Annotated in this window: 20 protein-coding genes and 1 riboswitch; of the genes, 8 read left to right on the top strand and 12 right to left on the bottom strand. The window is 61.1% G+C overall.

Annotated elements, in window-relative coordinates; translation table 11 throughout:
• Positions 1–113 precede the first annotated feature (113 nt).
• Positions 114–959, top strand: a complete 846-nt coding sequence (locus ACJ8MK_RS08710) for an inositol monophosphatase family protein (protein WP_103772374.1) — start codon at positions 114–116, stop codon at positions 957–959.
• Here the strand turns inward: ACJ8MK_RS08710 and ACJ8MK_RS08705 are convergent.
• From ACJ8MK_RS08705 to ACJ8MK_RS08680, 6 genes are all read right to left on the bottom strand, one after another.
• Positions 902–2,278: a cation diffusion facilitator family transporter gene (locus ACJ8MK_RS08705; RefSeq protein WP_103772373.1), complete on the bottom strand. Its 1,377-nt coding sequence runs from the start codon at positions 2,276–2,278 to the stop codon at positions 902–904. The two genes, ACJ8MK_RS08710 and ACJ8MK_RS08705, sit on opposite strands and share 58 nt — an antisense overlap.
• 26 nt (positions 2,279–2,304) lie before the next feature.
• Complete coding sequence (locus ACJ8MK_RS08700) at positions 2,305–2,484, bottom strand: hypothetical protein (protein ID WP_033634607.1); 180 nt, start codon at positions 2,482–2,484, stop codon at positions 2,305–2,307.
• 109 nt (positions 2,485–2,593) lie between these two features.
• Complete coding sequence (gene mgtS, locus ACJ8MK_RS08695; RefSeq protein ID WP_369803928.1) at positions 2,594–2,677, bottom strand: protein MgtS; 84 nt, start codon at positions 2,675–2,677, stop codon at positions 2,594–2,596.
• Positions 2,678–2,816: 139 nt separating this feature from the next.
• Positions 2,817–3,839 (bottom strand): magnesium transporter, encoded by a 1,023-nt coding sequence (locus tag ACJ8MK_RS08690; protein ID WP_033653108.1) that lies wholly within the window; start codon positions 3,837–3,839, stop codon positions 2,817–2,819.
• 77 nt (positions 3,840–3,916) lie between these two features.
• Positions 3,917–4,090, bottom strand: a riboswitch (M-box (ykoK) riboswitch).
• Positions 4,091–4,232: 142 nt separating this feature from the next.
• Positions 4,233–5,852 (bottom strand): ABC transporter substrate-binding protein, encoded by a 1,620-nt coding sequence (locus ACJ8MK_RS08685; protein WP_103772372.1) that lies wholly within the window; start codon positions 5,850–5,852, stop codon positions 4,233–4,235.
• Positions 5,853–6,027: 175 nt separating this feature from the next.
• The gene (locus tag ACJ8MK_RS08680) at positions 6,028–6,297 is read right to left on the bottom strand and encodes a hypothetical protein (RefSeq protein WP_033643162.1); all 270 of its coding nucleotides are present in this window, start codon (positions 6,295–6,297) and stop codon (positions 6,028–6,030) included.
• 709 nt (positions 6,298–7,006) lie between these two features.
• Between ACJ8MK_RS08680 and ACJ8MK_RS08675 the strand changes: the two genes are divergently transcribed.
• From ACJ8MK_RS08675 to ACJ8MK_RS08660, 4 genes are all read left to right on the top strand, one after another.
• Positions 7,007–7,582 carry a hypothetical protein gene (locus ACJ8MK_RS08675; RefSeq protein WP_049233217.1) on the top strand — a complete coding sequence of 192 codons (576 nt, stop codon included), beginning with the start codon at positions 7,007–7,009 and terminating at the stop codon, positions 7,580–7,582.
• A 275-nt stretch (positions 7,583–7,857) separates the two neighbouring features.
• Complete coding sequence (locus ACJ8MK_RS08670; RefSeq protein WP_041035205.1) at positions 7,858–8,874, top strand: iron ABC transporter substrate-binding protein; 1,017 nt, start codon at positions 7,858–7,860, stop codon at positions 8,872–8,874.
• 33 nt (positions 8,875–8,907) lie between these two features.
• On the top strand, positions 8,908–10,491 hold the full coding sequence (locus ACJ8MK_RS08665) for an ABC transporter permease (RefSeq protein ID WP_101426953.1): 1,584 nt from the start codon (positions 8,908–8,910) through the stop codon (positions 10,489–10,491).
• Positions 10,488–11,525, top strand: a complete 1,038-nt coding sequence (locus ACJ8MK_RS08660; protein ID WP_033653102.1) for an ABC transporter ATP-binding protein — start codon at positions 10,488–10,490, stop codon at positions 11,523–11,525. Before ACJ8MK_RS08665 ends, ACJ8MK_RS08660 begins: the two co-directional genes overlap by 4 nt.
• 32 nt (positions 11,526–11,557) lie before the next feature.
• On the opposite strand, the gene ACJ8MK_RS08655 is transcribed toward ACJ8MK_RS08660, so the two are convergent.
• Positions 11,558–13,060: an alpha/beta hydrolase gene (locus tag ACJ8MK_RS08655; RefSeq protein WP_442517657.1), complete on the bottom strand. Its 1,503-nt coding sequence runs from the start codon at positions 13,058–13,060 to the stop codon at positions 11,558–11,560.
• Positions 13,061–13,281: 221 nt separating this feature from the next.
• On the opposite strand from ACJ8MK_RS08655, the gene ACJ8MK_RS08650 reads away from it, so the two are divergent.
• Together ACJ8MK_RS08650 and fusA are read left to right on the top strand one after the other, a co-directional pair.
• On the top strand, positions 13,282–13,530 hold the full coding sequence (locus ACJ8MK_RS08650) for a glycine zipper domain-containing protein (protein ID WP_004938127.1): 249 nt from the start codon (positions 13,282–13,284) through the stop codon (positions 13,528–13,530).
• Between the two features lie 238 nt (positions 13,531–13,768).
• Positions 13,769–15,874 carry an elongation factor G gene (gene fusA, locus ACJ8MK_RS08645; protein ID WP_033648394.1) on the top strand — a complete coding sequence of 702 codons (2,106 nt, stop codon included), beginning with the start codon at positions 13,769–13,771 and terminating at the stop codon, positions 15,872–15,874.
• Positions 15,875–15,901: 27 nt separating this feature from the next.
• On the opposite strand, the gene ACJ8MK_RS08640 is transcribed toward fusA, so the two are convergent.
• Both ACJ8MK_RS08640 and ACJ8MK_RS08635 read right to left on the bottom strand, forming a co-directional pair.
• Positions 15,902–16,870: a DMT family transporter gene (locus tag ACJ8MK_RS08640; RefSeq protein ID WP_354620345.1), complete on the bottom strand. Its 969-nt coding sequence runs from the start codon at positions 16,868–16,870 to the stop codon at positions 15,902–15,904.
• A 98-nt stretch (positions 16,871–16,968) separates the two neighbouring features.
• Positions 16,969–17,796 (bottom strand): AraC family transcriptional regulator, encoded by an 828-nt coding sequence (locus tag ACJ8MK_RS08635; protein WP_103772370.1) that lies wholly within the window; start codon positions 17,794–17,796, stop codon positions 16,969–16,971.
• Positions 17,797–17,992: 196 nt separating this feature from the next.
• Here ACJ8MK_RS08635 and ACJ8MK_RS08630 point away from each other — a divergent pair, with 196 nt between their 5' ends.
• Entirely contained in the window at positions 17,993–19,426 is a 1,434-nt protein-coding gene (locus tag ACJ8MK_RS08630) for an NAD-dependent succinate-semialdehyde dehydrogenase (protein ID WP_060430297.1), read from the top strand.
• Positions 19,427–19,474: 48 nt separating this feature from the next.
• Here ACJ8MK_RS08630 and ACJ8MK_RS08625 read toward each other — a convergent pair whose 3' ends face one another.
• The 3 genes from ACJ8MK_RS08625 to ACJ8MK_RS08615 are packed head-to-tail and all read right to left on the bottom strand — an operon-like array spanning position 19,475 to position 22,341.
• Complete coding sequence (locus ACJ8MK_RS08625) at positions 19,475–20,377, bottom strand: alpha/beta hydrolase (protein ID WP_442517656.1); 903 nt, start codon at positions 20,375–20,377, stop codon at positions 19,475–19,477.
• Positions 20,364–21,260: an alpha/beta fold hydrolase gene (locus ACJ8MK_RS08620; protein ID WP_442517655.1), complete on the bottom strand. Its 897-nt coding sequence runs from the start codon at positions 21,258–21,260 to the stop codon at positions 20,364–20,366. Before ACJ8MK_RS08620 ends, ACJ8MK_RS08625 begins: the two co-directional genes overlap by 14 nt.
• 25 nt (positions 21,261–21,285) lie before the next feature.
• Entirely contained in the window at positions 21,286–22,341 is a 1,056-nt protein-coding gene (locus ACJ8MK_RS08615; RefSeq protein ID WP_308415057.1) for a sugar phosphate isomerase/epimerase family protein, read from the bottom strand.
• Positions 22,342–22,375 lie beyond the last annotated feature (34 nt).

Genomic DNA, 22,375 nt, shown 5'->3' with positions numbered 1-22,375 from the left:
CGGCCTGTTTTTGACGTGCAGCTGCGCTTTTCATCCCCGCCGCGCTGAACGACACATTACCTTCATCCTTTTATGGCAGGGTTAACCGATTCGTTCTTTGCTATCGAGCCGCCATGACTTCACTTTCCCTACGGGACATCGAGGCGCGCTACCGCTTCGCGCGTGAGATCGCCCGCGCCGCCGCCGATCTCGCCTTCAGCTTTTATCAACGGCGGCAAACCCTGGCCATCGACTTCAAACAGGGGCTGCAGGACGTGGTCAGCGAGGCCGATCGCCGCGTCGAAGCGCTAATCCGCCGCATGATCAGCCGCCGTTTTCCCCTGGACGGGTTTCTCGGCGAGGAAAGCGGCAGCGCCGGCGAGAATGCCGCCTGTATTTGGGTCGTCGATCCGATTGACGGCACCGCCTGCTTCCTGAACGGATTGCATACCTGGTGTATCGCGATAGGCGTGGTGATCGACGGCGAGCCGACGATAGGCGTGGTCTACGATCCCAACCACCGCGAAATGTTCCGCGCCTGTCGCGGCGGCGGCGCCTTTCTCAATGGGGAGCCGATCGCTGTGCATGCCGGGCGCAGCGTCGCGGATGGCGTGATGGGCGTCGGGATTTCCCCGCGCGCCTCGGCGGCGGAATTCAGCGGCTTTCTCTGTCGCCTGCTGCAGGCGGGAGGGATGTTTGTGCGCAGCGGCTCCGGCGCGTTGATGACCGCCCAGGTGGCCGCCGGGCGGCTGCTGGGCTATTACGAACCGCACATGAACGCCTGGGACAGCCTGCCTGGGTGGGTGCTGACGCGCGAAGCTGGCGGCGTGGCGAATGACTTTATGCACAACGACGGGCTGCGGCGCGGCAACCCGTTGCTGCTGGCCAACGCGGCGCTCTACCCGCAGTTGGCCGAGCTGATTCATATGCCGGGCTTGATCGGCTCGACGTGCCCTATCGCGCGCGTGATGGCCGGATAAAGCGCGCGCAGCCGGCGCTCGACCCGATCGACCGCATCGTGCGCGGCGGCGATGGTGACCGCCGGCGACACCCGGCAGTGGAAATTGACAATGATGCCGCCGTCGCTCTTGCGTGCGCGCACGTTGTGTACGTCTTGCACGCTCTCTCCCTGCTCCAGCGCCGACTGCAGGATCCGCCGAATATCGGCCAGCTCCGTCGCATCGACATCCTCGCTGGTCAGCCAGTGCGGCGTCTGCGGCTCCAGGTGCGTCTCTATCTCGGTGTCTTCACCGATCGCCTGACGCAGGATCCCTTCTATCTCTGTGGCGATATCATGCGCCTGCGCCACGCTGGCGTTGGCCGGCACCGCCAGATCCATGCCGATCGCCATGTGCGTCGGCAGCTGCTGCAAGGTCACATTCTGTACCTGCGCGCCGTGGTTGGCGGCGATCGCCCGAATGCGCGTCGCCATGTCTTCATCGCTGCGGGTCTGCGGCACCGCGATGACGGTGAATTCCGCCCTGGCGTAGTGCTCCCGCAGTCGCTCGACGATCTCTCGCTTCAGCGCGTCGATGCGCTCCAGCGGCAAGGTGCGGCACACCGCCACCGTGATCTCGACGAACAGCACCGCGCCGGCATTGCGAATGCGCACGCTGTCGCAGGCCAGCACCGCCGGAAAACGCGCCAGCGTGGCGCGGATCGCCTCAGTAGCCCCGGCCGGCGCGGCATCCATCAGTGAATCGAAGGAGCGTTTACCCAGTTTGATCGCGGCGACAAAGATAAAGCCGGCGACGATCAGCGCGGCGATGGCGTCCGCGCGGCCAAAGCCCAGCAGCACAAACACCATGCCCAGCAGCACCACGCCGGACGAAAGCATGTCGGAGAAGAAATGCAGCGCATCCGCTTCCAGTGCCGCGCTGTCGGTCGCTTTGGCGACGCGGTTGAGCGCCCGCACGCGGAAGAAATCGACGCAGATGGAAATCAGCAGCACCGCGATCACCACCGGCGCGGCGACGATCTCATGCGGCTGCCCGAGCAGGCTGCTGCCCGCCTCATAGACAATCCAACCGGCGGCGCCCAGCAACAGCAGCACCTCGAACAGCGCCGCCAGGTTTTCCACCTTGCCGTGGCCGAAGTGGTGATCGTCATCGGCGGGCTTATCGCTGATGCGCACCGCCAGCCAGGTGATGCTGGTGGCGATAAAATCGGTGAAAGAGTGGATCCCTTCGGATATCAGGCCAATACTGCCGGTAAAAATGCCGGCGACAAATTTGCCCGTGGCCAGTAACCCGCTGGCGATCATCGAGTTTCTGGCCACGGCCTGTTTTTCATTCTGCATTATGCTGCTCACATTCGGACGGTGATTTATTTTTTTATTTTAGAGGATAATTGCCAGACAACGGCGATCAGCAGCATACTGCCAGAGAATGTCAGCATGAGGCTAGTAAGAAAATTGGATTTTCCGGTGGAATAAAAATAAATCTCATTAACGCCCACCGAGATCATTAAAATGGCGTAGAGCAATCCCAGAATAAGAATCGTCATTATTATCAACTCCCGTATCAGGCCGCGCGTTCGGCGCGCCGCTAAAAATCCTCCCCATAATAAATAACGGTTACGGGGAGGATGCATCTAGGCGGATCTTTTGCGTTCATCAATCATCCCATTTGGTGCTCATATAGGCCGCCAACAGGCCCAGTGAGCTGATCATTGCCAGGAATCCCATAAAAATAGTCATGTTTCCCATTGTTTTTTCCTCAGGTTAAATGTTATCGATAAAAGCCCCTCGCGTTAAATATCGGGGTTGGTCGGTATCCATATTTTTTAACGTCCTCCTCTTTTTTGTCACACTCCCGCCCTTTTAGAGCGGGAACCATTTAAATCCCCAAAACGTACTGGGCAATTTTGAAATAAATAATCAGGCCGGTGCCGTCGATAAAGGTGGCGATAAACGGCGCCGACACCACCGCCGGATCGATGCCGAGCCGTTTCAACAGCATCGGAATGATCGACGAGACAATCGCACTCCACACGGTGATCGCCACCAGCGACAGGCTGACCACCAGCGTCACCTCCATGCCGACGCCCATGATCCAGGCGCGCACCCAGGCCGCCAGGCCAATGGTGACCGCGATCAGCAGCGAGGTCGTGACCTCTTTGCGGATCACCGCGCCAAGATTGCGCAGGCTGACCTCGCCCAGCGCCATGGCGCGCACCAGCGTCGAGGTGATCTGGGTGCCGCTGTTGCCGCCGGTGCCGATCAGCAGCGGGATAAAGAACGCCAGCGCGATCGCCGCTTCGAGTTGCTCTTCAAACGCCTTGAGCACGTTGCCGGTGTAAGCCTCGGCGACGAACAGCATCAGCAGCCACACCGAGCGTTTGCGCCACAGCGCCCACGGGCTGGTCTCCAGATAAGGCTTGTCCAGCGGCAGGCTCGCGCCCTGGCGCTGCGCGTCTTCGGTGTTTTCAGCCTCGACCAGCCGGGCGATCTCTCGCTCCCCCAGCACGCCGACCAGCGTGTTGTTCGCCACGACCGGCACCACGTCCAGGCCGCCCTTGCCGAGCAGATGCGCCACGTCGTTGCGATCGTCGTCGGGTGAAACCTGAAAATAGCTGTGATCCATCATCACGCCGACCGCTTTATCCTGCTCGTCGCACTGCAGCAGTTTTTTCACCGACAGCGTGCCGCGCAGATGATAATCGTCCGCGGTAATAAATACCCGGGTGGGAATTTCGTCCGTTTTAAGCTGTGAAAGTAAATATTCCCGGGCATGATTGACCGTCATCGTCGCGGGAACGGTAATAAAATCGGCGTTCATATAACCGGCGACCGATGTCTCGTCGAGAGTTTCAGTCGCGCTCAGCGCCGGAGAAGAATAGTGTTGATGTGACTTTATCATTTTGTCAGTCCCTATTTCTGTTTTGAACTTCAACAGCGAATCGCATAGGGGCGTAACCACAGAGGGGGAGTGCAGACTGCCTATCTCCGCGTCCAGGTTTTAGCACTATACAACGTATCCGAATTGTTGCTCGGAAGTTACTTTGGGCTGAACCTTAATCCGATAAAGCCTGTCTTAACCTTGGGCATCTCTCGATGTCGTCAGATCAGTAACCTGTGTTTGTATAGGAGCCTCGCCAAACGAGATACTGCATATAAACTACCGGCGCAGTATAGGCGGTGTTTTATCCGGCGGGAAGAAAAGATTGCCCGTCGTTTATGGAGTATTTAGGATAATTTTATTAAACGCGAATCTATAAAAACGGCTGATATAAATCAGCCGTTTTTTTATTTCTCAGTGCTCGAGAAGGTAGACGTTTTTATCGTACAAGGCGCCCTGGCGGGTAAAGTCGATCCCCTTCACGTAGGGTTTAATGAGCGTGGCGTTGGCCTCGTAGTACACCGGCGCCACCGGCGTATCGGCGGCCAGCACCGCCTCGGCCTGCTGGAAGTAGCGCTGCACCTGCTGCGGCGTCTGCGCCGCCGTCGCCTGGTGCAGAATGCGGTCATAGTCCGGGTTATGGTATTTGGCGCTGTTCTCGCTGCTGTCGGAACGGAACACGTTCAGGAAAGTAGACGGGTCGTTATAGTCCGCCAGCCAGCGGGTAAAGGCCACGCCGTACTGCCCGCGGTTGATATTATCCAGCGTCACTTTACGCTCCTGGCTTTGCAAGCGGGCTTCTACCCCAAGGTTCTTTTTCCACATGGCGGCGGCGGCGATGACGATCTTCTTGATGGTGGCGTCGTTGCTGTACAGCACGGTAAAGCGCAGCGGATTCTCGGCGTTGAAACCGGCCTGCGCCAGCAACTGCTTCGCCCGGGCGTGCCGCTGTTCCGGCGTCCAGCCGGCCGCAGCGCCGGGCTGCAGGCTATAGCCACCCGCCCCCGTTGGGGTAAAGGTCCAGGCCGGCTGTTGGCCGTATCCCAGCACCTTGCCGGCGATAATCTCCTTGTCGAGCGCCAGATTCAGCGCCTGGCGCACCCGCAGGTCGTTAAATGGCGCCTGGCGGTTGTTGAAGGCGAAATAGCTGGTAGAGAGCAGCGGATAGGTCACCAGCTGCTGCTCTCCGAGCGTTTTTTTCAGCTGCTGATACAGCTCCGGCGGCGTGGTATACCCCAACTCAACCTCGCCGGCGCGAAAACGCGCCACTTCCGGGAAGCCCTGTATCGGCAAAAACGTCACCTTGTTGAGCACGGTGTTGGCGTTGTCCCAATACTGCGGGTTACGCTCCACCACCACCTTTTCGTTCACCACCCACTGGCTGAGGCGAAATGCGCCGTTGCCGACAAAATGCGCCGGTTGAGTCCAGTTCTTGCCGTACCGCTCCACCACCTTGCGGTTAACCGGCAAGACCGGAAAATGCACCAACTGCTTGAGCAGGTAGGAGTTGGGCTCCGACAGCGTCACCTGCAGGGTGTGCGCGTCCAGCGCCTTGACGCCCAACTCGCTCGGCGGCTTGCTGCCGGCGTTGATCGCCGTGGCATTCAGCACGTAGGCCGAAGCCAGATAGCTGCCGTACGGCGAGGCGGTTTTCGGATCGGTGAGGCGCCGCCAGCTGTAGACAAAATCGTCGGCGGTCACCGGATCGCCGTTCGACCATTTGGCCTGCGGCCGCAGATGGAAGGTCCAGACGTTGCCCTGATGCTCCCACTTCTGCGCCAGCGCCGGGACCGCTTCGCCGTCTTTACCGACGCGCAGCAACCCTTCGAACAGATCGTTAAAGATGTAGAACTCCACATTGCTCTCGGCCAGATTCGGATCCAGCGTCGCCGGCTCATACCCGTTGGCACGCACCAGCTCTTGCACCTCCGCCAGTTTAGCGCCCGCCGGCACCTCGGCCGCCTGAGCGTTCGCCGCGTTAAAAGCCAGGAGGATTAAACCAGCCAATTTCTTGCCATTAAATGAATATTTCACGTCGATATCCCTGATTAGTGTTTTATCGCGTTCAATATGCAATGAGGCAGTGGAATAAATTAAATCATTAATCGCTATGAGTCATAACCAAAAGCGGTGTTGAATTTCTTTCATTATCAAAGGAATATCCCTCACCGCGCTTTTCGCTTTCAAACACAATGTGCGTTGCCGTCCTCTACTTGATGTTCACGGTCGTGATACCAAACAGCGGCAGGCCTTTAACCGGCTCTGGGCCGGGTTCCCCCCACACCATTAAGGATTTACCGCTCGCCTGTGCCTGGATCGCCAGATTCACCAGCAATTTCGGATAGGGTTCATTAGCCGCTACCGACAGCGGAAACACGTTTTCGTATAATCCTCCATCGATCGCCATCTCCACATGCACGCAATCATTAGCTACATCGATGACCACGATAGGATTGGTATAAAACGGTCCATTAGACATAGGTACCTCTCTCACGATTTCTTATTGAATATGATTCGTCATTCGCGTTGACAGCCCGTGTTATTAATACCTGAACGAAATGCTGAAGAACGATATGAAAAGACTGAAGAAAAAGAACGCCAATCGATAACAAGACGTCAACATTGCAACAGCTTAATTGCCATTACAGCGTTGACAAGGAACTGATGTAAGTCAAATGAAAACCCACACTTACCCGTCACCTCCATGAATACACTGAGAATATTTACAAAAAAAGATAATGACAAAACAATTCAATATAAATCAACAAGATGAAATACAATAACCACTTAATTCATATTAATTAATTGGTTGCAAGAAAAAGTTAACACCAAAATAATAGACAGAAGAAATCAGTAGCATTTCAATTTAAAAATAACATTAAAAACCCCTCTTGATATCTCCATAACACCTAACTACCTTTAAATGGCTTCGAGATACACATGAAGCTACGGCCGGTTATAAAACCAATAACTGGCGAATGATTGAATCAAAAATAATTACCGAAAGAGTAAACCGGAAATATAAAAACTTGCCGTGAGGATAGGATGCAACGGTCTGCTTGCCATACCGTTTTCCTTCGAGGGCAATGACTATTTCCATTCAGATGCAATTACCTGTCTGGTGGTTAACCGGATTCAGCGTGATATGCACTTCAGACTGACTCAGCAAAAATCACAGGAGTTTACCTATGCCTTCATTGCAAGATATTACGCCTGAACAGGCTAGAACATTGAATAAACAATCACGTGACGCCTATAACGCGGAAGTGCAGAGCCGGCAGGCGCTGCTCAACCAACATCCGCAATTGAAACCGGCGTTCAACCAGCAAGTGCATCCGCAATCCTTGTGTGGATGCGGGTGCCAACAAAATATCTGCGGCTACTTCAGCTTCCAGGGTTGTGGATGCGGGTGTGGCTGCGCGCCACATGCGGAGACCGTGCAAATTTCCGCACAGCTCGCCAATATTGGTCCCAATGCCCCATCAAGCGGTACATCGGTGCGTTTTATCGGCCAGGCCACCGGCACCGGCTCAGACGGTAACATCAACATCCCGACAATCTATTTGCAAGGCACCGTGCCCGATGCCGAAAATCTGATCGGCGTTCCGTTAACCCTGCAATTGGCCATCAACCCCGGTTCGATCGTCCTGACGCTGCTGGAGAATGGTCGGGTGCTTACCTCTTTGGTTCATCCGCCGCAGTACGCAGGCAGCATCAACGGGCAATTCTTCGGCGTCGGCAACGGTGAGTTTGTGCCGGCGTGACAAGAAGCAAGCCTGACGGGCGGCCGCCTGCGATGGCAGGTTGGCCGCTCACTGTGAGATAACATGTCCCAATTCTATTCAGGCAATCAATACAGATTATTCCAGCCGAAACTTAACTTATCCTTAAGGCAATTCATTTTGTGAGCGATCGTCAAAAATAATTTAATACGAATCGTTTTCACTATCATTATTGATGTTCTTGGCTAAAATCGGCCTGCTTGCGCTTGCCAGGCGATATTCGTTTTCCTCATTCGAACGCTAAAAAGGATAACTGCATGAAGCTGCGTATTTCATCTCTCGGCCCCGTCGCCCTGCTCGCCTCCTCGATGATGCTGGCCTTCGGCGCTCAGGCGGCCTCCGCCGACCAGGGCATCGTCATTTACAACGCCCAACATGAAAACCTGGTGAAATCCTGGGTCGATGGGTTTACCAAAGACACCGGCATCAAGGTCACGCTGCGCAACGGCGGCGACAGCGAGCTGGGCAATCAGTTGGTGCAGGAAGGCAGCGCTTCGCCTGCCGACGTGTTCCTGACGGAAAACTCCCCGGCGATGGTGTTGGTGGATAACGCCAAGCTGTTCGCCCCGCTGGACGCCGCGACGCTGGCCCAGGTGGAACCGCAGTATCGCCCAAGCCACGGCCGCTGGACCGGCATCGCCGCCCGCTCGACCGTGTTCGTCTACAACCCGGCCAAACTGACCGACGCGCAGTTGCCGAAGTCGCTGCTGGATCTGGCCAAGCCGGAATGGAAAGGCCGCTGGGCCGCCTCGCCGTCTGGCGCCGATTTCCAGGCGATCGTCAGCGCGCTGCTGGCGCTGAAAGGTGAAAAAGCAACGCTAGAGTGGCTGAAAGCGATGAAAACCAACTTCACCGCCTACAAGGGCAACAGCACGGTGATGAAAGCGGTCAATGCCGGCCAGGTCGACAGCGGCGTGATCTATCACTACTACCCGTTCGTGGACGGCGCAAAAACCGGCGAAAACAGTAATAACATCAAGCTGTATTACTTCAAACATCAGGATCCGGGCGCGTTCGTCAGCATCTCCGGCGGCGGCGTGCTGGCTTCCAGCAAGCATCAGCAGCAGGCGCAGGCGTTCATCAAGTGGATCACCGGCAAACAGGGCCAGGAGATCCTGCGCACCAACAACGCTTTCGAATACGCCGTCGGCGTCGGCGCGGCCTCGAACCCGAAACTGGTGCCGCTGAAAGATCTGGACGCGCCGAAAGTAGACGCCGCGCAGCTGAACGGTAAAAAAGTGGTCGAACTGATGACCGAGGCGGGCCTGCTGTAAGGCAGGCCGGCAAACCGAGAGTTTTTGATCGTTATGTCAAACCTGAGTACCCACGCCGCGCAGACCGCGCGGCGTTATTCTATTGCCCCCCGTTACCCGCGGCCGGGGGCGATCGTGGTGGCCAGCGCCGTGTTGCTGTCGCTGCTGGCGCTGCTGCCGCTGGGATTCGTTATCGGCGTGGCGTTTGAAACCGGCTGGCAAACGGTCAAAGCTCTGGTTTTCCGCCCGCGCGTGGCGGAACTGTTGTTGAACACCCTGCTGTTGGTGGTGCTGACGCTGCCGATCTGCGCCGTGCTGGGCGTGGCCCTGGCCTGGTTGACCGAGCGCACTACGCTGCCGGGCCGCCGTCTTTGGGCGGTACTGGCCACCGCGCCGCTGGCGGTGCCGGCCTTTGTGCAAAGCTATGCCTGGATCAGCCTGGTGCCGTCGATGCACGGCCTGAGCGCCGGGGTCTTCATCTCGGTGCTCGCCTATTTCCCGTTCATTTACCTGCCGGCCGCCGCCGTGCTGCGCCGTCTGGATCCCGGTATCGAAGACGTCGCCACCTCGCTCGGTTCCCGGCCGCCGGCGGTGTTTTTTCGCGTGGTGCTGCCGCAGCTGAAGCTGGCGGTCTGGGGCGGTTCGTTGCTGATCGCATTGCACCTGCTGGCGGAGTATGGCCTGTATGCCATGATCCGCTTCGATACCTTCACCACCGCAATTTTCGATCAGTTCCAGTCGACCTTCAACGGCCCGGCGGCCAACATGCTGGCCGGCGTATTGGTGCTGTGCTGCCTCGGGCTGCTGTTGCTTGAGGCTCTCAGCCGCGGCCGCGCGCGCTATGCCCGCGTTGGTTCCGGCAGCGCACGCAGCCAAACGCCGCGTCGCCTTTCGCTGCCGCTCGCCGCGCTGGCGCTGCTGCTGCCGATTTCGCTGACCGCGCTGGCGCTGGGCGTGCCTTTCATCACCCTGGCCCGCTGGCTGTGGCTGGGCGGATGGGAGGCGTGGCGCAACGCCGACCTGTGGCCTGCGCTGTGGCAAACGCTGTCGCTGTCCGCCGTCGGCGCGTTGCTGATCACGCTGTGTGCCATTCCGATGGCCTGGCTGTCAGTGCGCTATCCAGCCCGGCTGTACCGCGTGCTGGAAGGCTGTAACTACGTAACCAGCTCGCTGCCCGGCATCGTGGTGGCGTTGGCGCTGGTGACCATCACCATTCACAGCTTCCGGCCGATTTACCAAACCGAAATCACCCTGCTGCTGGCCTATTTGCTGATGTTTATGCCGCGGGCGCTGATCAATCTGCGTGCCGGCATCGCACAGGCGCCGGTGGAATTGGAAAACGTGGCGCGCAGCCTCGGCAAATCGCCGGCGCAGGCGCTGTGGAGCACCACCTTGCGGCTGGCGGCGCCGGGTGCCGCGGCAGGCGCGGCGCTGGTGTTCCTGGCAATCGCCAATGAGTTGACCGCCACGCTGCTGCTGGCGCCGAACGGCACCCGGACGCTGGCCACCGGATTTTGGGCGCTGACCAGCGAGATAGACTACGTCGCCGCCGCGCCTTATGCGCTGATTATGGTGGCGCTGTCATTGCCGCTCACCTGGCTTCTTTATTCTCAATCTAAACGCACGGCGGGACTATGAGCACGCTCGAACTGCACGGTATCGAAAAATCTTATAACGCCATCAGGGTGCTGGAACGCATCGACCTGCAGGTTGCCGCCGGCAGCCGCACGGCGATCGTCGGCCCTTCCGGCTCCGGCAAAACCACCTTGCTGCGCATCATCGCCGGCTTTGAAATTCCCGACGGCGGCCAGATCCTGCTGCAGGGGCAAGCCATGGGCAACGGCGGCGGCTGGGTGCCGGCGCATCTGCGCGGCATCGGCTTCGTTCCGCAGGATGGCGCGCTGTTCCCGCACTTTACCGTCGCCGGCAACATCGGTTTTGGCCTTACAGGCAGCAAGCGTGAGAAACAGCGGCGCATCGAGGCGCTGATGGAGATGGTGGCGCTGGATCGCCGTTTGGCCGCGCTGTGGCCGCACGAGCTGTCCGGCGGGCAGCAACAGCGGGTCGCGCTGGCGCGTGCCCTGTCGCAGCAGCCCCGTTTGATGCTGCTGGATGAACCGTTCTCGGCGCTGGATACCGGCCTGCGCGCCGCCACCCGCAAAGCGGTCGCCGAACTGCTGACGGAGGCCAAGGTGGCGTCGATTCTTGTTACCCACGATCAGAGCGAAGCGCTGTCGTTCGCCGATCAGGTGGCGGTGATGCGCAACGGCCGGCTGGCGCAGGTGGGCGCGCCGCAAGATCTCTATCTGCGGCCGGTCGATGAGCCGACCGCCAGCTTCCTTGGCGAAACGCTGGTGTTGACCGCCGAACTGGCGCACGGCTGGGCCGACTGCGCATTGGGGCGCATCGCCGTCGACGATCGGCAACGCAGCGGCCCGGCGCGCATCATGCTGCGCCCGGAGCAGATTCAAATCGGTTTGTCAGATCCGGCGCAGCGCGGCCAGGCGGTGATCACCGGCATCGATTTCGCCGGCTTCGTCTCTACGCTCAACCTGCAAATGGCCGCCGGCGGCGCGCAAATCGAGATCAAAACCGTCAGCCGCGAAGGCCTGCAGCCCGGTTCTCAGGTCAATCTCAACGTGATGGGCCAGGCGCATATTTTCGCCGGTTGACTCACTTAAGACCGGGCCAACGCCCGGCCTCCTCAACGGCAAATTTTGTCGCGACGCGGCTTTTTCGGCGCCAGCAGATAATCCACTACGCTTTCGTCAACGCAGCTGTCGATGCCGTTCAGCGCCAGCGTATGCCCGTCGCGTTCGCGGGTGATCAGCGGGCTTTTAAAGGCGGCGGCCATCACCTGCGCATTGCGGTACGGCGTGGTCGGATCGTAGCGCTGGGCGACGAACAGCAGCGGCGGTAGCGCGGCGGACGCCACCGGCGTGTGCGGCCGATCTTTGCCGCGATACGGCCACAGATCGCACATCTCCAGCGGGTATTCGTGCAGCGGCAGATAGTGGGCATACAAAGCGGCGGTATTGATCTCCTGCCGCTGCCGGCGCAACTGCTGCGGATCGGCCGTCGGGTTGGCGACGTCGGCGCAGGTGATGACGTTCAGGGCGTCATCGGCATCCGGCGAATAGCTTTCGTCGATCAGATCGGAAACCTGCTGCCCGGCGATGCCGGCATCAAGCTGGCGCAGCACGGTCGCCAGCTCGTGCCAGCGCTCCGGCCACAGCAGCAGCGAACGCGTGACCGTCAGCACGTCGTCGGCGGAGATTTCATAACCCGCCGCGGTGACGAACGGCTGCTCATGCAGCTTGCGCAGCAAGGCGTGATAGCGCTGCAGCGCCTGATTGGCGCCGCCACCCAGCTGGCAGCTGTCGGTTTTTCCGCAGTAGGCGGCGAAGCGCAGGAAGCTTTGCTGGAAGCCCCGCTCCTGGTTCAGCCGCTGGGTGAAATCGTCCTCCGCCAGATCCACCACCCCGTCGAGCACCAGCGCGCGCGTTTTCTTCGGAAAACGCTCGGCATACAGCGCCGCCACCTTGGTGCCGTAAGAGTACGCCACCGCCGTCAGCCCCGGTTCGCCCAGCGCGTGGCGGATCGCGTTCAGATCGTTGACCGCTTCGTCGGTGCCGATATGTTGCAGCACGTCCGCGCCGGTCTGTTTGATACAGGCGGCAATCAGGGTGCGCGTCTGGCTTTCCGCACCGGCCACGTCGTTGTCGTCCGGTGACGGGGTTTCGTCGCCTTCGGCCAGCTGGCAGGAGATTTTCGGCGTCGATTGGCCGACGCCGCGCGGATCGTAACCGATGATGTCGTAGGATTTTCGCAGTCTGGCGACGTGGGCGTCGTTGCCTAAATAAGGGTTAATGCCCGGCAGACCCGGCCCGCCGCTGATCATCACCACGCTGCCCTTTTTCGGCCCGGTAGCGGGCAGCAGGGTCAGCGCCAGCCGCACGGTCTGTTCGCCCGCCCGCGCCGCATGAGCAGGAGGCGTAGCGTACACCAGCGGCGCTTCAAGGTAGCCGCAGCGCAGCCCCGGCGGCGGCGGCGGCGGCTCATCGAACCAGCGTTGAAAGCCGCTGTTGAGACAAGATTGCCAACGAATGCCGTTCTCGGCCGCCGCGCCGTGAGCCGCAGGCCTGGCCTGGGCGGGCAATGCGGCGGCGGTCGCGGCGAGCAGCGCCAGAATACGCAGTACTGACATGGGGAGTCCTTTCAACGCAACGAATCGGTCAAAGGTTAACGGTACTCGGTTAAACCGCTAGCCAATAGAACACAAAAAACCGCGCGGGTGAAGCCGTCACCGCGCGCCCGGCAAGACGTTTCTTTGCTCAGATTGCTCTTATAACGCACATAATGCTGCAAAAAGTGCCGTTCACCTGCTAGGCTTAAGGTTCGTTAACCCACAAGGAACAGGAGAGCAGCATGTTTGGAAAAGCGGAAGACAAAGCCAATGAAGCCGCAGGCGCGGTAGAAGAAGCGTTCGGCAAAGCCGTCGATTCGCCGGAGCATCAGGTGCGCGGCGCGGCGCGCAAATACGCCTCCCAGGCCAGCTATGCCGCCCGAGACGCAGCGGACAGCGTAAGAACCCAGGTGGAAGCCAACCCGCTGGCCGGCGTGGCCGTTGCGGCGGCGGTCGGCATCGTTTTCGGCTTCTTGCTGGGACGCAAATAACGGCGAATTCGCCGCTCGACAACAGGCCCGTTACGGGCCTTTTTTTTCGCCCTTTCCTCCACCTGCTTGCAAACTTTCATCTATCACAGCCATCGCTTAAAAAAACCAACGCCTTCAACTACGATTAGTTTGTGACCAGAGCGAGGCTCTGCGATCCGGCAGATAACCCTATGAGGATTATCACCATTATCCATGCTGTTTAAGCCGCTCTCCTTCACGCGGCTAAGAAAGGTTGATTATGGCTCGCACCACCCCTATCGAACGTTACCGCAATATCGGCATCTCCGCGCATATCGATGCCGGCAAGACCACCACCACCGAGCGGATTCTGTTTTACACCGGGGTCAGCCACAAGCTGGGTGAAGTGCATGACGGCGCGGCGACCATGGACTGGATGGCGCAGGAACAGGAACGCGGCATCACCATCACTTCGGCGGCCACCACCTGCTTCTGGAACGGCATGCAGCATAATTATCCGCAGCACCGCATCAATATCATCGACACCCCCGGCCACGTCGATTTCACCATTGAAGTGGAGCGCTCGATGCGCGTGCTGGACGGCGCCGTGATGGTCTATGACTCGGTGGGCGGCGTGCAGCCGCAGTCGGAAACCGTCTGGCGCCAGGCCAATAAATACAAGGTGCCGCGGCTGGCGTTCGTCAACAAGATGGACCGCATCGGCGCGGACTTTTTCCGCGTGCGCAAAATGATGATCGAGCGCCTGAAAGCCAACCCGGTGCCGATCGTTATTCCGATCGGCGCCGAAGACCACTTCAGCGGCGTGGTGGATCTGGTGCGGATGAAGGCCATCCTGTGGGACGAAGCCTCGCAGGGCATGAACTTCAGCTTCGAAGAGATCCCGGCCGAGCTGCGCGATTCGGCGCAGGAGTGGCGCGAAAACATGATTGAGGCCGCCGCCGAAGCCTCGGAAGAGCTGATGGAAAAATACCTCAACCAGGTGCCGCTGAGCGAAGAGGAGATCGTCCACGGGTTGCGGGTGCGCACCGTCGCCGGCGAAATCCAGCCGATGCTGTGCGGATCGGCGTTCCGCAACAAAGGGGTGCAGCGCATGCTGGATGCGGTGATCGAGCTGATGCCCTCGCCGCTCGACGTGCCGCCGATGGAGGGCCACGGCGAACATGATGAAATCATCACCCGCAAAGCCGACGATAATGAAAAATTCTCGGCGCTGGCGTTCAAGCTGATGACCGACCCGTTCGTCGGCCAGCTGACCTTCGTGCGCGTCTACTCCGGGGTGCTGGCCAAAGGCAGCAGCGTTTACAACCCGATCAAGGGCAAAAAGGAGCGCATCGGCCGCATCGTGCAGATGCACGCCAACGATCGTAAGGACATCGACGAACTGCACGCCGGCGACATCGCCGCCTGCGTCGGCCTGAAGGACGTTACCACAGGCGATACGCTGTGCGATCCCGGTGCCATCATCACGCTGGAGCGCATGACCTTCCCCGAACCGGTGATCGCCCAGGCGATCGAGCCGAAGACCAAGGGCGACCAGGAGAAAATGGGCATCGCGCTGCAGCGCCTCTCTTCGGAAGATCCGTCGTTCCGCGTGCGCACCGATGAAGAATCCGGCCAGACCCTTATCTACGGCATGGGCGAGCTGCACCTGGAGATTATCGTCGATCGCATGCGCCGCGAATTCGGGGTGGAGACCACCACCGGCAAGCCGCAGGTGTCGTACCGCGAAACCATCCGCAAACGGGTGGCCGACGTGGAAGGCAAGTTTGTGCGCCAGTCCGGCGGTAAAGGGCAATACGGCCACGTGGTGCTGACCGTCGAACCGAACGAACCCGGCAAAGGCTTCGAGTTCTTCGATGAGATCAAGGGCGGCGTCATTCCGGGCGAGTTTATCCCGGCGGTGAAAAAAGGCGTGCTCGAGGCGCTGAACAACGGCGTGCTGGCCGGTTATCAGGTGGTGGACGTCAAGGTGCACCTGACCTTCGGTTCTTACCATGACGTCGACTCGTCGGAGCAGGCGTTCCGCATGGCGGCGATCTTCGGCTTCAAAGACGCCTGCCGCCTGGCGGATCCGGTGATCCTTGAGCCGATCATGTCGGTGGAGGTGGAAACGCCGGAGGATTACGCCGGCAACGTGATGGGCGACCTCTCCTCACGCCGCGGTCTGGTGCAGGGCATGGAAGAGATTCCGGGCGGCGGCGGCAAGGAAATTCGCGCCAAGGTGCCGCTATCCGAGATGTTCGGTTACTCGACCACCCTGCGTTCGATGTCGCAGGGCCGCGCCACCTACACCATGGAATTCAGCCACTACGCTGAAGCGCCGCGCAACGTGGCCGAAGAGATCATTCACCACAGCAAGCGTTAACCCTCGCGCCCGCCTTCGCGGCGGGCGTCACCCCTGCTTGTCTTCCAGCGCCACCACCACCGGCTGCGGCTTGATGCGCATGGCGTACACCACGCCGGCGATCAGGCAGACGATGCCGGCCAGCGTCAGCAGCGGCGGCCAGGCCTGGCGTAGCAGAAAGGTATAGGCCAACCCCGCCAGAATTTCGAACACGATGAGCGGCCCCACCAACACCGTCGGCAGCCGCTGGCTGGCTTCGTTCCAGCACAGCGCCCCCAGCCAGGAGCAGAACACGCCGATGACCAGCATCAGCGGGATAAACACCTCCGGGCGCGGGCCGAACGGCAAGGCGAACGCCGGTTCGCTCAGCGCCAATTGGCCGCAGACCGCCAGATAGCCCAGCAGCGCCAGCGGCAGCGTCACCAGCCCTTGCGCCGTGGCCCAGGTAGCCGGCCGCTGCGTCGGGTTCTCCCGCAGCCAGCGCGAGTTGCGCAGCGGGAACCAGGTCCAGCACGCCACCGCCAACACGGCCAGCCCCAGGCCGCTGAGATAGCGCCAGCCGTCGACCGGCAGCGTATTGCCGCGCAGCTCGGCGACGTTCACGCACGCTAACCCGCAGACGATCAGCAGCAGCGCCGGCGCCAGCTTGCCCCAGGCCAGCCGCCCGTCGTGCCGGCCGTAAAACAGATTGGCGCAGAGGGCGATCACCACCGGCAAGGTGCCGATGATCATGGTCGACACCGGTGCGCCGGTACGCTGAATGGCGCTGGCCAGGCACAGGTAGTACAGCAGGTTGCCGATGGCCGTCAGCTTGAGCGCCTCCAGCCAATCCTGGCGCCGCAGCTTGCGCAGGCGGCGACGATCGAGCCAGGCCAGCGGCAAGGTGATCAGCCCGAAGGCCAGATAGCGCCCGGTGGACTGCAGCGCGGCGGGATAATCCGGCACCAGCAGCGGGCCGACGAAGATCAATCCCCACATCAGCCCGGCGGCCAGGGCAAACACAACGCCAATGAACATAACGACTCCGACAAACGGCCGGCGCGGCCAACCCGCCCGACAAGACAGCGGCAGAGTAGCGAAAACGCGGGGAGGAATTATTGTAGCAGGTTGCTGTTTTAACCTAATTTCACCTGTTTCTGGAAACGCACCGGCGTGACGCCGTAACGATTGGCGAAGGCGCGCGTCAGGTGCGCCTGATCGGTCAGCCCCGCCGCCGCCGCCACCTGTGCGGCGGGCATGCCACGCTCCAGCATGCGTTTGGCCTGCGACAGCCGGATCGCCATCAGCATTTGCTGTGGCGAAACGTGGTATTCGCCCTTGAACTTGCGCAGAAAATGGTACGGGCTGAGCGACACCAGCTCGGCCAGCTGATTGAGGGTCACCGCCTCGGCGAAGTTATCGTGCAGGTAGCTTTTCACCACCTCGAAACGGTGCGCCGCCTCGGCTTTTTCCCGCTGCCCGGTGCGGATATGCGGGTGCAACAGCTCGACAGCCTCCAACAGCAGGCCGTCCAGCGTAAGCGGATCGTCGGTTTGCCACAGCGTGGCGAGAATGGCGGACAGGCGCTGCGCCGCCCGCGGATCGTGGCGCACCGCATCGGTGAACCACTGACTCCGAGCGCCGGACAGCTGCTCCAGCGCCTCGGGCGCCAGATAGAGCATGCGGTAACACCAGCCGCCCGGCGTTTCGGCTTCGCCGGTATGCAGCTCGTCGGGGTTCATCAGCACCAGCGCGCCCGGCGCCGCCAGATGCTGCGCGCCGCGATAGCGGAAACGCTCCGCCCCGGCGTCTACGGTGCCGATAGCGAAGGCGTCGTGGGTATGCGGCTCGAAGGCATAGCGCTCAATGTGCGCCTGATAGAGTTCGACGCCCGGCAGATGCGACAAATGGCGGAACTGCGCGCAATCCTTCTCGAACGGAAACTGTTGCGGTACCCCTTGCACTCGACCTCCTCGTCCGTGCTGACAATCTGCTCAGCATAGCCAAAACATCGCCGGTTGAGTAGCTGCCCTGGCGCTTTCGTGCCCCTCGCCTGGACGATCGCCGCCATTCGGCGTAGGGTTAAGGTCCCTGTCCCTTTCAGGGGAGCCGCATCGTGAAGCTCATCGGCCCCTGACACTCCGCAAACAAGAGGCAACAATGTATCCGGATACTCAACTGTATATCGATGGACAATGGCGCAACGCACTGGCCGGGAAAACCCTGCCGGTCACCAACCCCGCCACCGACGAGGTAATCGGTCAAGTGGCGCACGCCGCCACAGAGGATCTCGATCTGGCGCTGGCCGCCACCGAGCGCGGATTTAATGTCTGGCGCGACACCGCCGCGCACCAGCGCGCCAACCTGATGCGCAAAGCGGCGGCGCTGCTGCGCGAACGCGCCAACGCCATCGCCGCCGTCATGACGCAGGAACAGGGTAAACCGGTGGCGCAGGCCAAAGTCGAAATTCTCAACGCCGCCGACGTTATCGACTGGTTCGCCGGCGAAGCCACCCGCACCTACGGGCAGATCATTCCGTCCCGCGCCCGCGACGTGCAGCAGCAAACCCTCAAGCTGCCGGTCGGCCCGGTGGCCGCCTTCACGCCGTGGAACTTCCCGATCAACCAGATCGTGCGCAAGCTGTCCGCCGCGCTGGCCGCGGGCTGCTCCATCATCGTCAAAGGCCCGGAAGAAACGCCGGCCTCACCGGCTGAGCTGATCAAAGCCTTCGCCGACGCCGGCATCCCGGCCGGGGTGATCGCGCTGGTGTACGGCACCCCGGCGGAAATCTCGGAATACTTGATCCCGCATCCGACCATTCGCAAGATCTCCTTCACCGGCTCCACCCGCGTGGGCAAGCATCTGGCGGCGCTGGCCGGCCAACATATGAAAAAGGCCACCATGGAGTTGGGCGGCCATGCGCCGGTGCTGATCTTCGACGACGCCGATCTCGACGCGGCGGCCAAAGAGCTGGCGCAGTCCAAGTTCCGCAACGCCGGCCAGGTCTGTATCGCCCCGACCCGCTTCCTGATCCAGCAAGGCGTTTATGAAGCCTTCGTGGAGAAATTCACCGCCGCCGTGCGTGAACTCAAGCTCGGCAACGGGCTGGAAGACGGCGTCACCATGGGGCCGATGGTGCTGGGCCGCAGCGTCGACAATATCGAGGCGCTGGTGCAGGATGCCGTCACCCACGGGGCAAAAGCCTGCACCGGCGGCAAGCGCGTGGCGGGCAAAGGCAACTTCTTCGAGCCGACGGTGCTGCGCGACGTGCCGCTGAGCGCGCGCGCCATGTCGGAAGAGCCGTTTGGCCCGGTCGCCCTGCTGCGCCCGTTCACCACCTATGACGAGGCGATCGCCGAAGCCAACCGCCTGCCGTACGGCCTGGCCGCCTACGCTTACAGCCGCAACATCGCCACCGTCAATGCGCTGGGGCGCGACGTGGAGAGCGGCATGCTGAGCATCAACCACATCGGTTTCGGCCTGCCGGAAACGCCGTTTGGCGGCGTGAAGGACTCCGGTCACGGCACCGAAGGCGGCAGCGAAGCGATCGAGTCCTACCTGGAAACCCGCTTCGTCACCGTCGCCGGCCGTTAATCGAACGCCGGATAAATAGCCAAAAGCCCCGCAGTGCGGGGCTTTTTTTTACTCGCGAGCCAGTTCGAACAGCCGCCGCGCCGCCGGGGTCAGCCCCAGCATGTGAATACAGGCATGCACCATGCCCGGCAACCGTTCGCAGCGTACCGGCACGCCCGTCTCGCGCAGCCGCTGCGCATACTGCTCGGCCTCATCCCGCAGCGGATCATATTCGCAGCTCAGGATGGTGGCCGGCGGCAATCCGCGCAGCGTAGCGGCGTGCAGCGGTTCGGCGCCGGGATCGCGCCGCTGGGCCAGATACTGCTGCCAACAAAATACCATCGCATCGCGCGTCAGAAAGTACCCCTCGGCAAACTCGCAATAGCTCTTCGTCGTCATCTCGCGGCTGAGCGCCGGGTACAGCAGCAGCTGGCGCTCGATGTGCGGGCCGCCGCGATCCCGCGCCAGCAGCGCAACCGCCGCCGCCAGATTGCCTCCGGCGCTGTCGCCGCCCACCGCCAGGCGCTTCGCGTCGATCCCCAACTGCGGCGCCTGTTGTGCCACCCAGCAGAGTACCCGATAGACATCTTCCAGCGGCTGCGGAAACGGGTATTCCGGCGCCAGACGATAGTCGACCGACAGGATCACCCGGCCGGTGGCGTTGGCCAGCGCCTGACAGGGCCGATCGTACAGCGCCAGCGAACCGAGGCACCAGCCGCCGCCGTGGGCGAACAGCATTGCCGGCTGCGCGGCGGCGCGGTTTTCCCCCGCCGGGAGATAGGCGCGCAGCGCGATCCGATACCCATCGGCGGCGACCACCGTAAAGTCCCTGACGCCGCCGCTCGGCTCCGCCTCGCCCTGCAGCCGGCGTAAACCGGTTTCCGTGGCCACGCGCATTTCCGCCAGCGACGCGGGGGGCGGCGCATCGGCCGATGCCGTCAAAAAGGCGGCAATGCGTTCATCGAGCGGCATGTGGCTCTCCTGCCAGGAACGGCGTAATCAGTGCAATAAATTCCTCATGACACTCTTCGGTAATGAAATGCCCGCAGCCGGCGATCGTTTCGCCCCGCAGATCGTGCGCATTGCCCCGCAGCGTCGTCAGCGGCGCGTCGCCGGTGGCGTGCTCGGCCCCCACCGTCAACACCGGCATCGTCAGGGGCGTGGCGGCGCGCAGGCGGTTCTGCCGCACGGTCTCCGGGATCGCCCGGTAATAGTCGAACCCGGCGCGCAGGCCGCCAGGCGCTGAGTAAGCCGCGATATACACCTCCGCCGCCACCCGATCGCGCCGATAGGACCAGCGGTTGAAGATATAGCCAAGATACTCCCGCTCACGCCCCTGGGTCAGGGTCTCCGGCAAATCCGCCAGCTGATTGAACATGAAATGCCACAGGAAAATGTTCTCCTCCGGCGCGACGAAAATCGGCGGCGGCGGCGCCAGACCGGGGATCACCGCCTCCGTCAGCACCAGACGCTCCACCGCCTGCGGGAAATCGCTCGCCATGGCGTATCCGATCCACATGCCGATGTCGTGGCCAACCAGTTGGTAACGTTCATGGCCCAATTGCGCCATCATCGCGTGCAATGTCGCACCGATGCTGCCGGTGTCATAGCCACCAGCGGGCTTGTCAGAATCGCCGATGCCCGGCGGATCGACGGCGATCACCTGAAAACCAGCCGCCGCCAGCGCTTGCATCACATGGCGCCAGGTGTACCAGGTTTGCGGCCAACCGGGGATCAGCAGCACCGGCCGCCCTTCACCGGCCACCACGCAGTGAATGCGTCGGCCGTTGACCTGGAGATAGACGTGTTCCGCCGCGAGATCCGCCAACGGGACCTCGTTCTGTCGGTATTGCATGGGGTGACTCCCTGAAGGATTAGGCTCAGCGAATGCCGAGCAAGGCATTGATCTGTTGTGGGTTGACCGGCGCGCCGGCGAAGTCGTCGAACACTTTGTCGGTGACGCGGATAATGCGATCGCGAATGAAAGCTGCGCCTTCGCGCGCGCCGTCCTGTGGGTTTTTCAGGCAACATTCCCACTCCAGCGCCGCCCACCCCGAATAGCCATACTGCGTCAGCCGTGAAAAGATGCCGTTGAAATCGACCTGGCCGTCGCCCAGCGAGCGGAAGCGGCCGGCGCGATCGATCCAGGATTGATAGCCGCCGTAAATGCCCTGGCGACCGGTCGGATTGAACTCGGCGTCCTTGACGTGGAACATGCCGATAACCTCTTTATAGATATCGATAAACTCCAGATAGTTGAGCTGCTGCAGCACCATATGGCTCGGATCGAACAGCACCCGGCAGCGCGGATGATGGCCGACGCGCTCATGGAACATCTCGAACGTCACGCCGTCGTGCAGATCCTCGCTCGGGTGAATTTCATAACACAGGTTGATGCCCTGCTCGTCGCAGGCGTTGAGCACCGGCAGCCAGCGTTTGGCGAGCTCGTCGAACGCGGTATCGATCAGTCCTTCCGGGCGCTGCGGGAACGGGAACAGATAGGGCCAGGCCAGCGAACCGGAAAAGGTGCCCAGCTCGCTGAGCCCGAGCCGCGCCGACGCCTTCACCGCCAACAGCATTTGCTGCCGCGCCCACTCGCCTCGCGCCTGCGGATTGCCCTGCAGCGCCGGCGGCGCGAAGCTGTCAAACAGCGCATCGTAAGCCGGGTGTACCGCCATCAGCTGGCCGAAGATATGGCTGGTCAATTCGCTGACCACCAACCCCTGTTCCGCCAACATGCCGGTCAAATCATCGCAGTAGGTTTGGCTTTCTGCGGCGGTGGCCACGTCGAATAAACGCCGATCCCAGGCCGGGATCTGCAGCGCGCTAAAGCCGGTCTGCGCCGCCCACTCGGCAATGGCGGGCAGGCTGTTGAACGGCGCTGTCTCATCGCTGAACTGCGCGAGATGCAGGCTTGGACCTTTGAGGGTTTTCATCGTAAACTCCTATTGGTTGTCGATTGACAAACAA

This window comes from Serratia sp. CY38905, assembly GCF_052168875.1.
Classification (GTDB): Bacteria; Pseudomonadota; Gammaproteobacteria; order Enterobacterales; family Enterobacteriaceae; genus Serratia; species Serratia sarumanii.
Note: the sequence above shows the minus strand (reverse complement) of the source record. Positions and strands in the feature narration are given on the sequence as shown.

Bases quoted from the DNA above. Each gene is read 5' to 3' on its own strand.
- ACJ8MK_RS08710 (WP_103772374.1), top strand. From the start codon at position 114: ATGACTTCACTTTCCCTACGGGACATCGAGGCGCGCTACCGCTTCGCG.
- ACJ8MK_RS08705 (WP_103772373.1), bottom strand. From the start codon at position 2,278: ATGCAGAATGAAAAACAGGCCGTGGCCAGAAACTCGATGATCGCCAGC.
- ACJ8MK_RS08700 (WP_033634607.1), bottom strand. From the start codon at position 2,484: ATGACGATTCTTATTCTGGGATTGCTCTACGCCATTTTAATGATCTCG.
- mgtS (WP_369803928.1), bottom strand. From the start codon at position 2,677: ATGACTATTTTTATGGGATTCCTGGCAATGATCAGCTCACTGGGCCTG.
- ACJ8MK_RS08690 (WP_033653108.1), bottom strand. From the start codon at position 3,839: ATGATAAAGTCACATCAACACTATTCTTCTCCGGCGCTGAGCGCGACT.
- ACJ8MK_RS08680 (WP_033643162.1), bottom strand. From the start codon at position 6,297: ATGTCTAATGGACCGTTTTATACCAATCCTATCGTGGTCATCGATGTA.
- ACJ8MK_RS08675 (WP_049233217.1), top strand. From the start codon at position 7,007: ATGCCTTCATTGCAAGATATTACGCCTGAACAGGCTAGAACATTGAAT.
- ACJ8MK_RS08670 (WP_041035205.1), top strand. From the start codon at position 7,858: ATGAAGCTGCGTATTTCATCTCTCGGCCCCGTCGCCCTGCTCGCCTCC.
- ACJ8MK_RS08665 (WP_101426953.1), top strand. From the start codon at position 8,908: ATGTCAAACCTGAGTACCCACGCCGCGCAGACCGCGCGGCGTTATTCT.
- ACJ8MK_RS08660 (WP_033653102.1), top strand. From the start codon at position 10,488: ATGAGCACGCTCGAACTGCACGGTATCGAAAAATCTTATAACGCCATC.
- ACJ8MK_RS08655 (WP_442517657.1), bottom strand. From the start codon at position 13,060: ATGTCAGTACTGCGTATTCTGGCGCTGCTCGCCGCGACCGCCGCCGCA.
- ACJ8MK_RS08650 (WP_004938127.1), top strand. From the start codon at position 13,282: ATGTTTGGAAAAGCGGAAGACAAAGCCAATGAAGCCGCAGGCGCGGTA.
- fusA (WP_033648394.1), top strand. From the start codon at position 13,769: ATGGCTCGCACCACCCCTATCGAACGTTACCGCAATATCGGCATCTCC.
- ACJ8MK_RS08640 (WP_354620345.1), bottom strand. From the start codon at position 16,870: ATGTTCATTGGCGTTGTGTTTGCCCTGGCCGCCGGGCTGATGTGGGGA.
- ACJ8MK_RS08630 (WP_060430297.1), top strand. From the start codon at position 17,993: ATGTATCCGGATACTCAACTGTATATCGATGGACAATGGCGCAACGCA.
- ACJ8MK_RS08625 (WP_442517656.1), bottom strand. From the start codon at position 20,377: ATGCCGCTCGATGAACGCATTGCCGCCTTTTTGACGGCATCGGCCGAT.
- ACJ8MK_RS08620 (WP_442517655.1), bottom strand. From the start codon at position 21,260: ATGCAATACCGACAGAACGAGGTCCCGTTGGCGGATCTCGCGGCGGAA.
- ACJ8MK_RS08615 (WP_308415057.1), bottom strand. From the start codon at position 22,341: ATGAAAACCCTCAAAGGTCCAAGCCTGCATCTCGCGCAGTTCAGCGAT.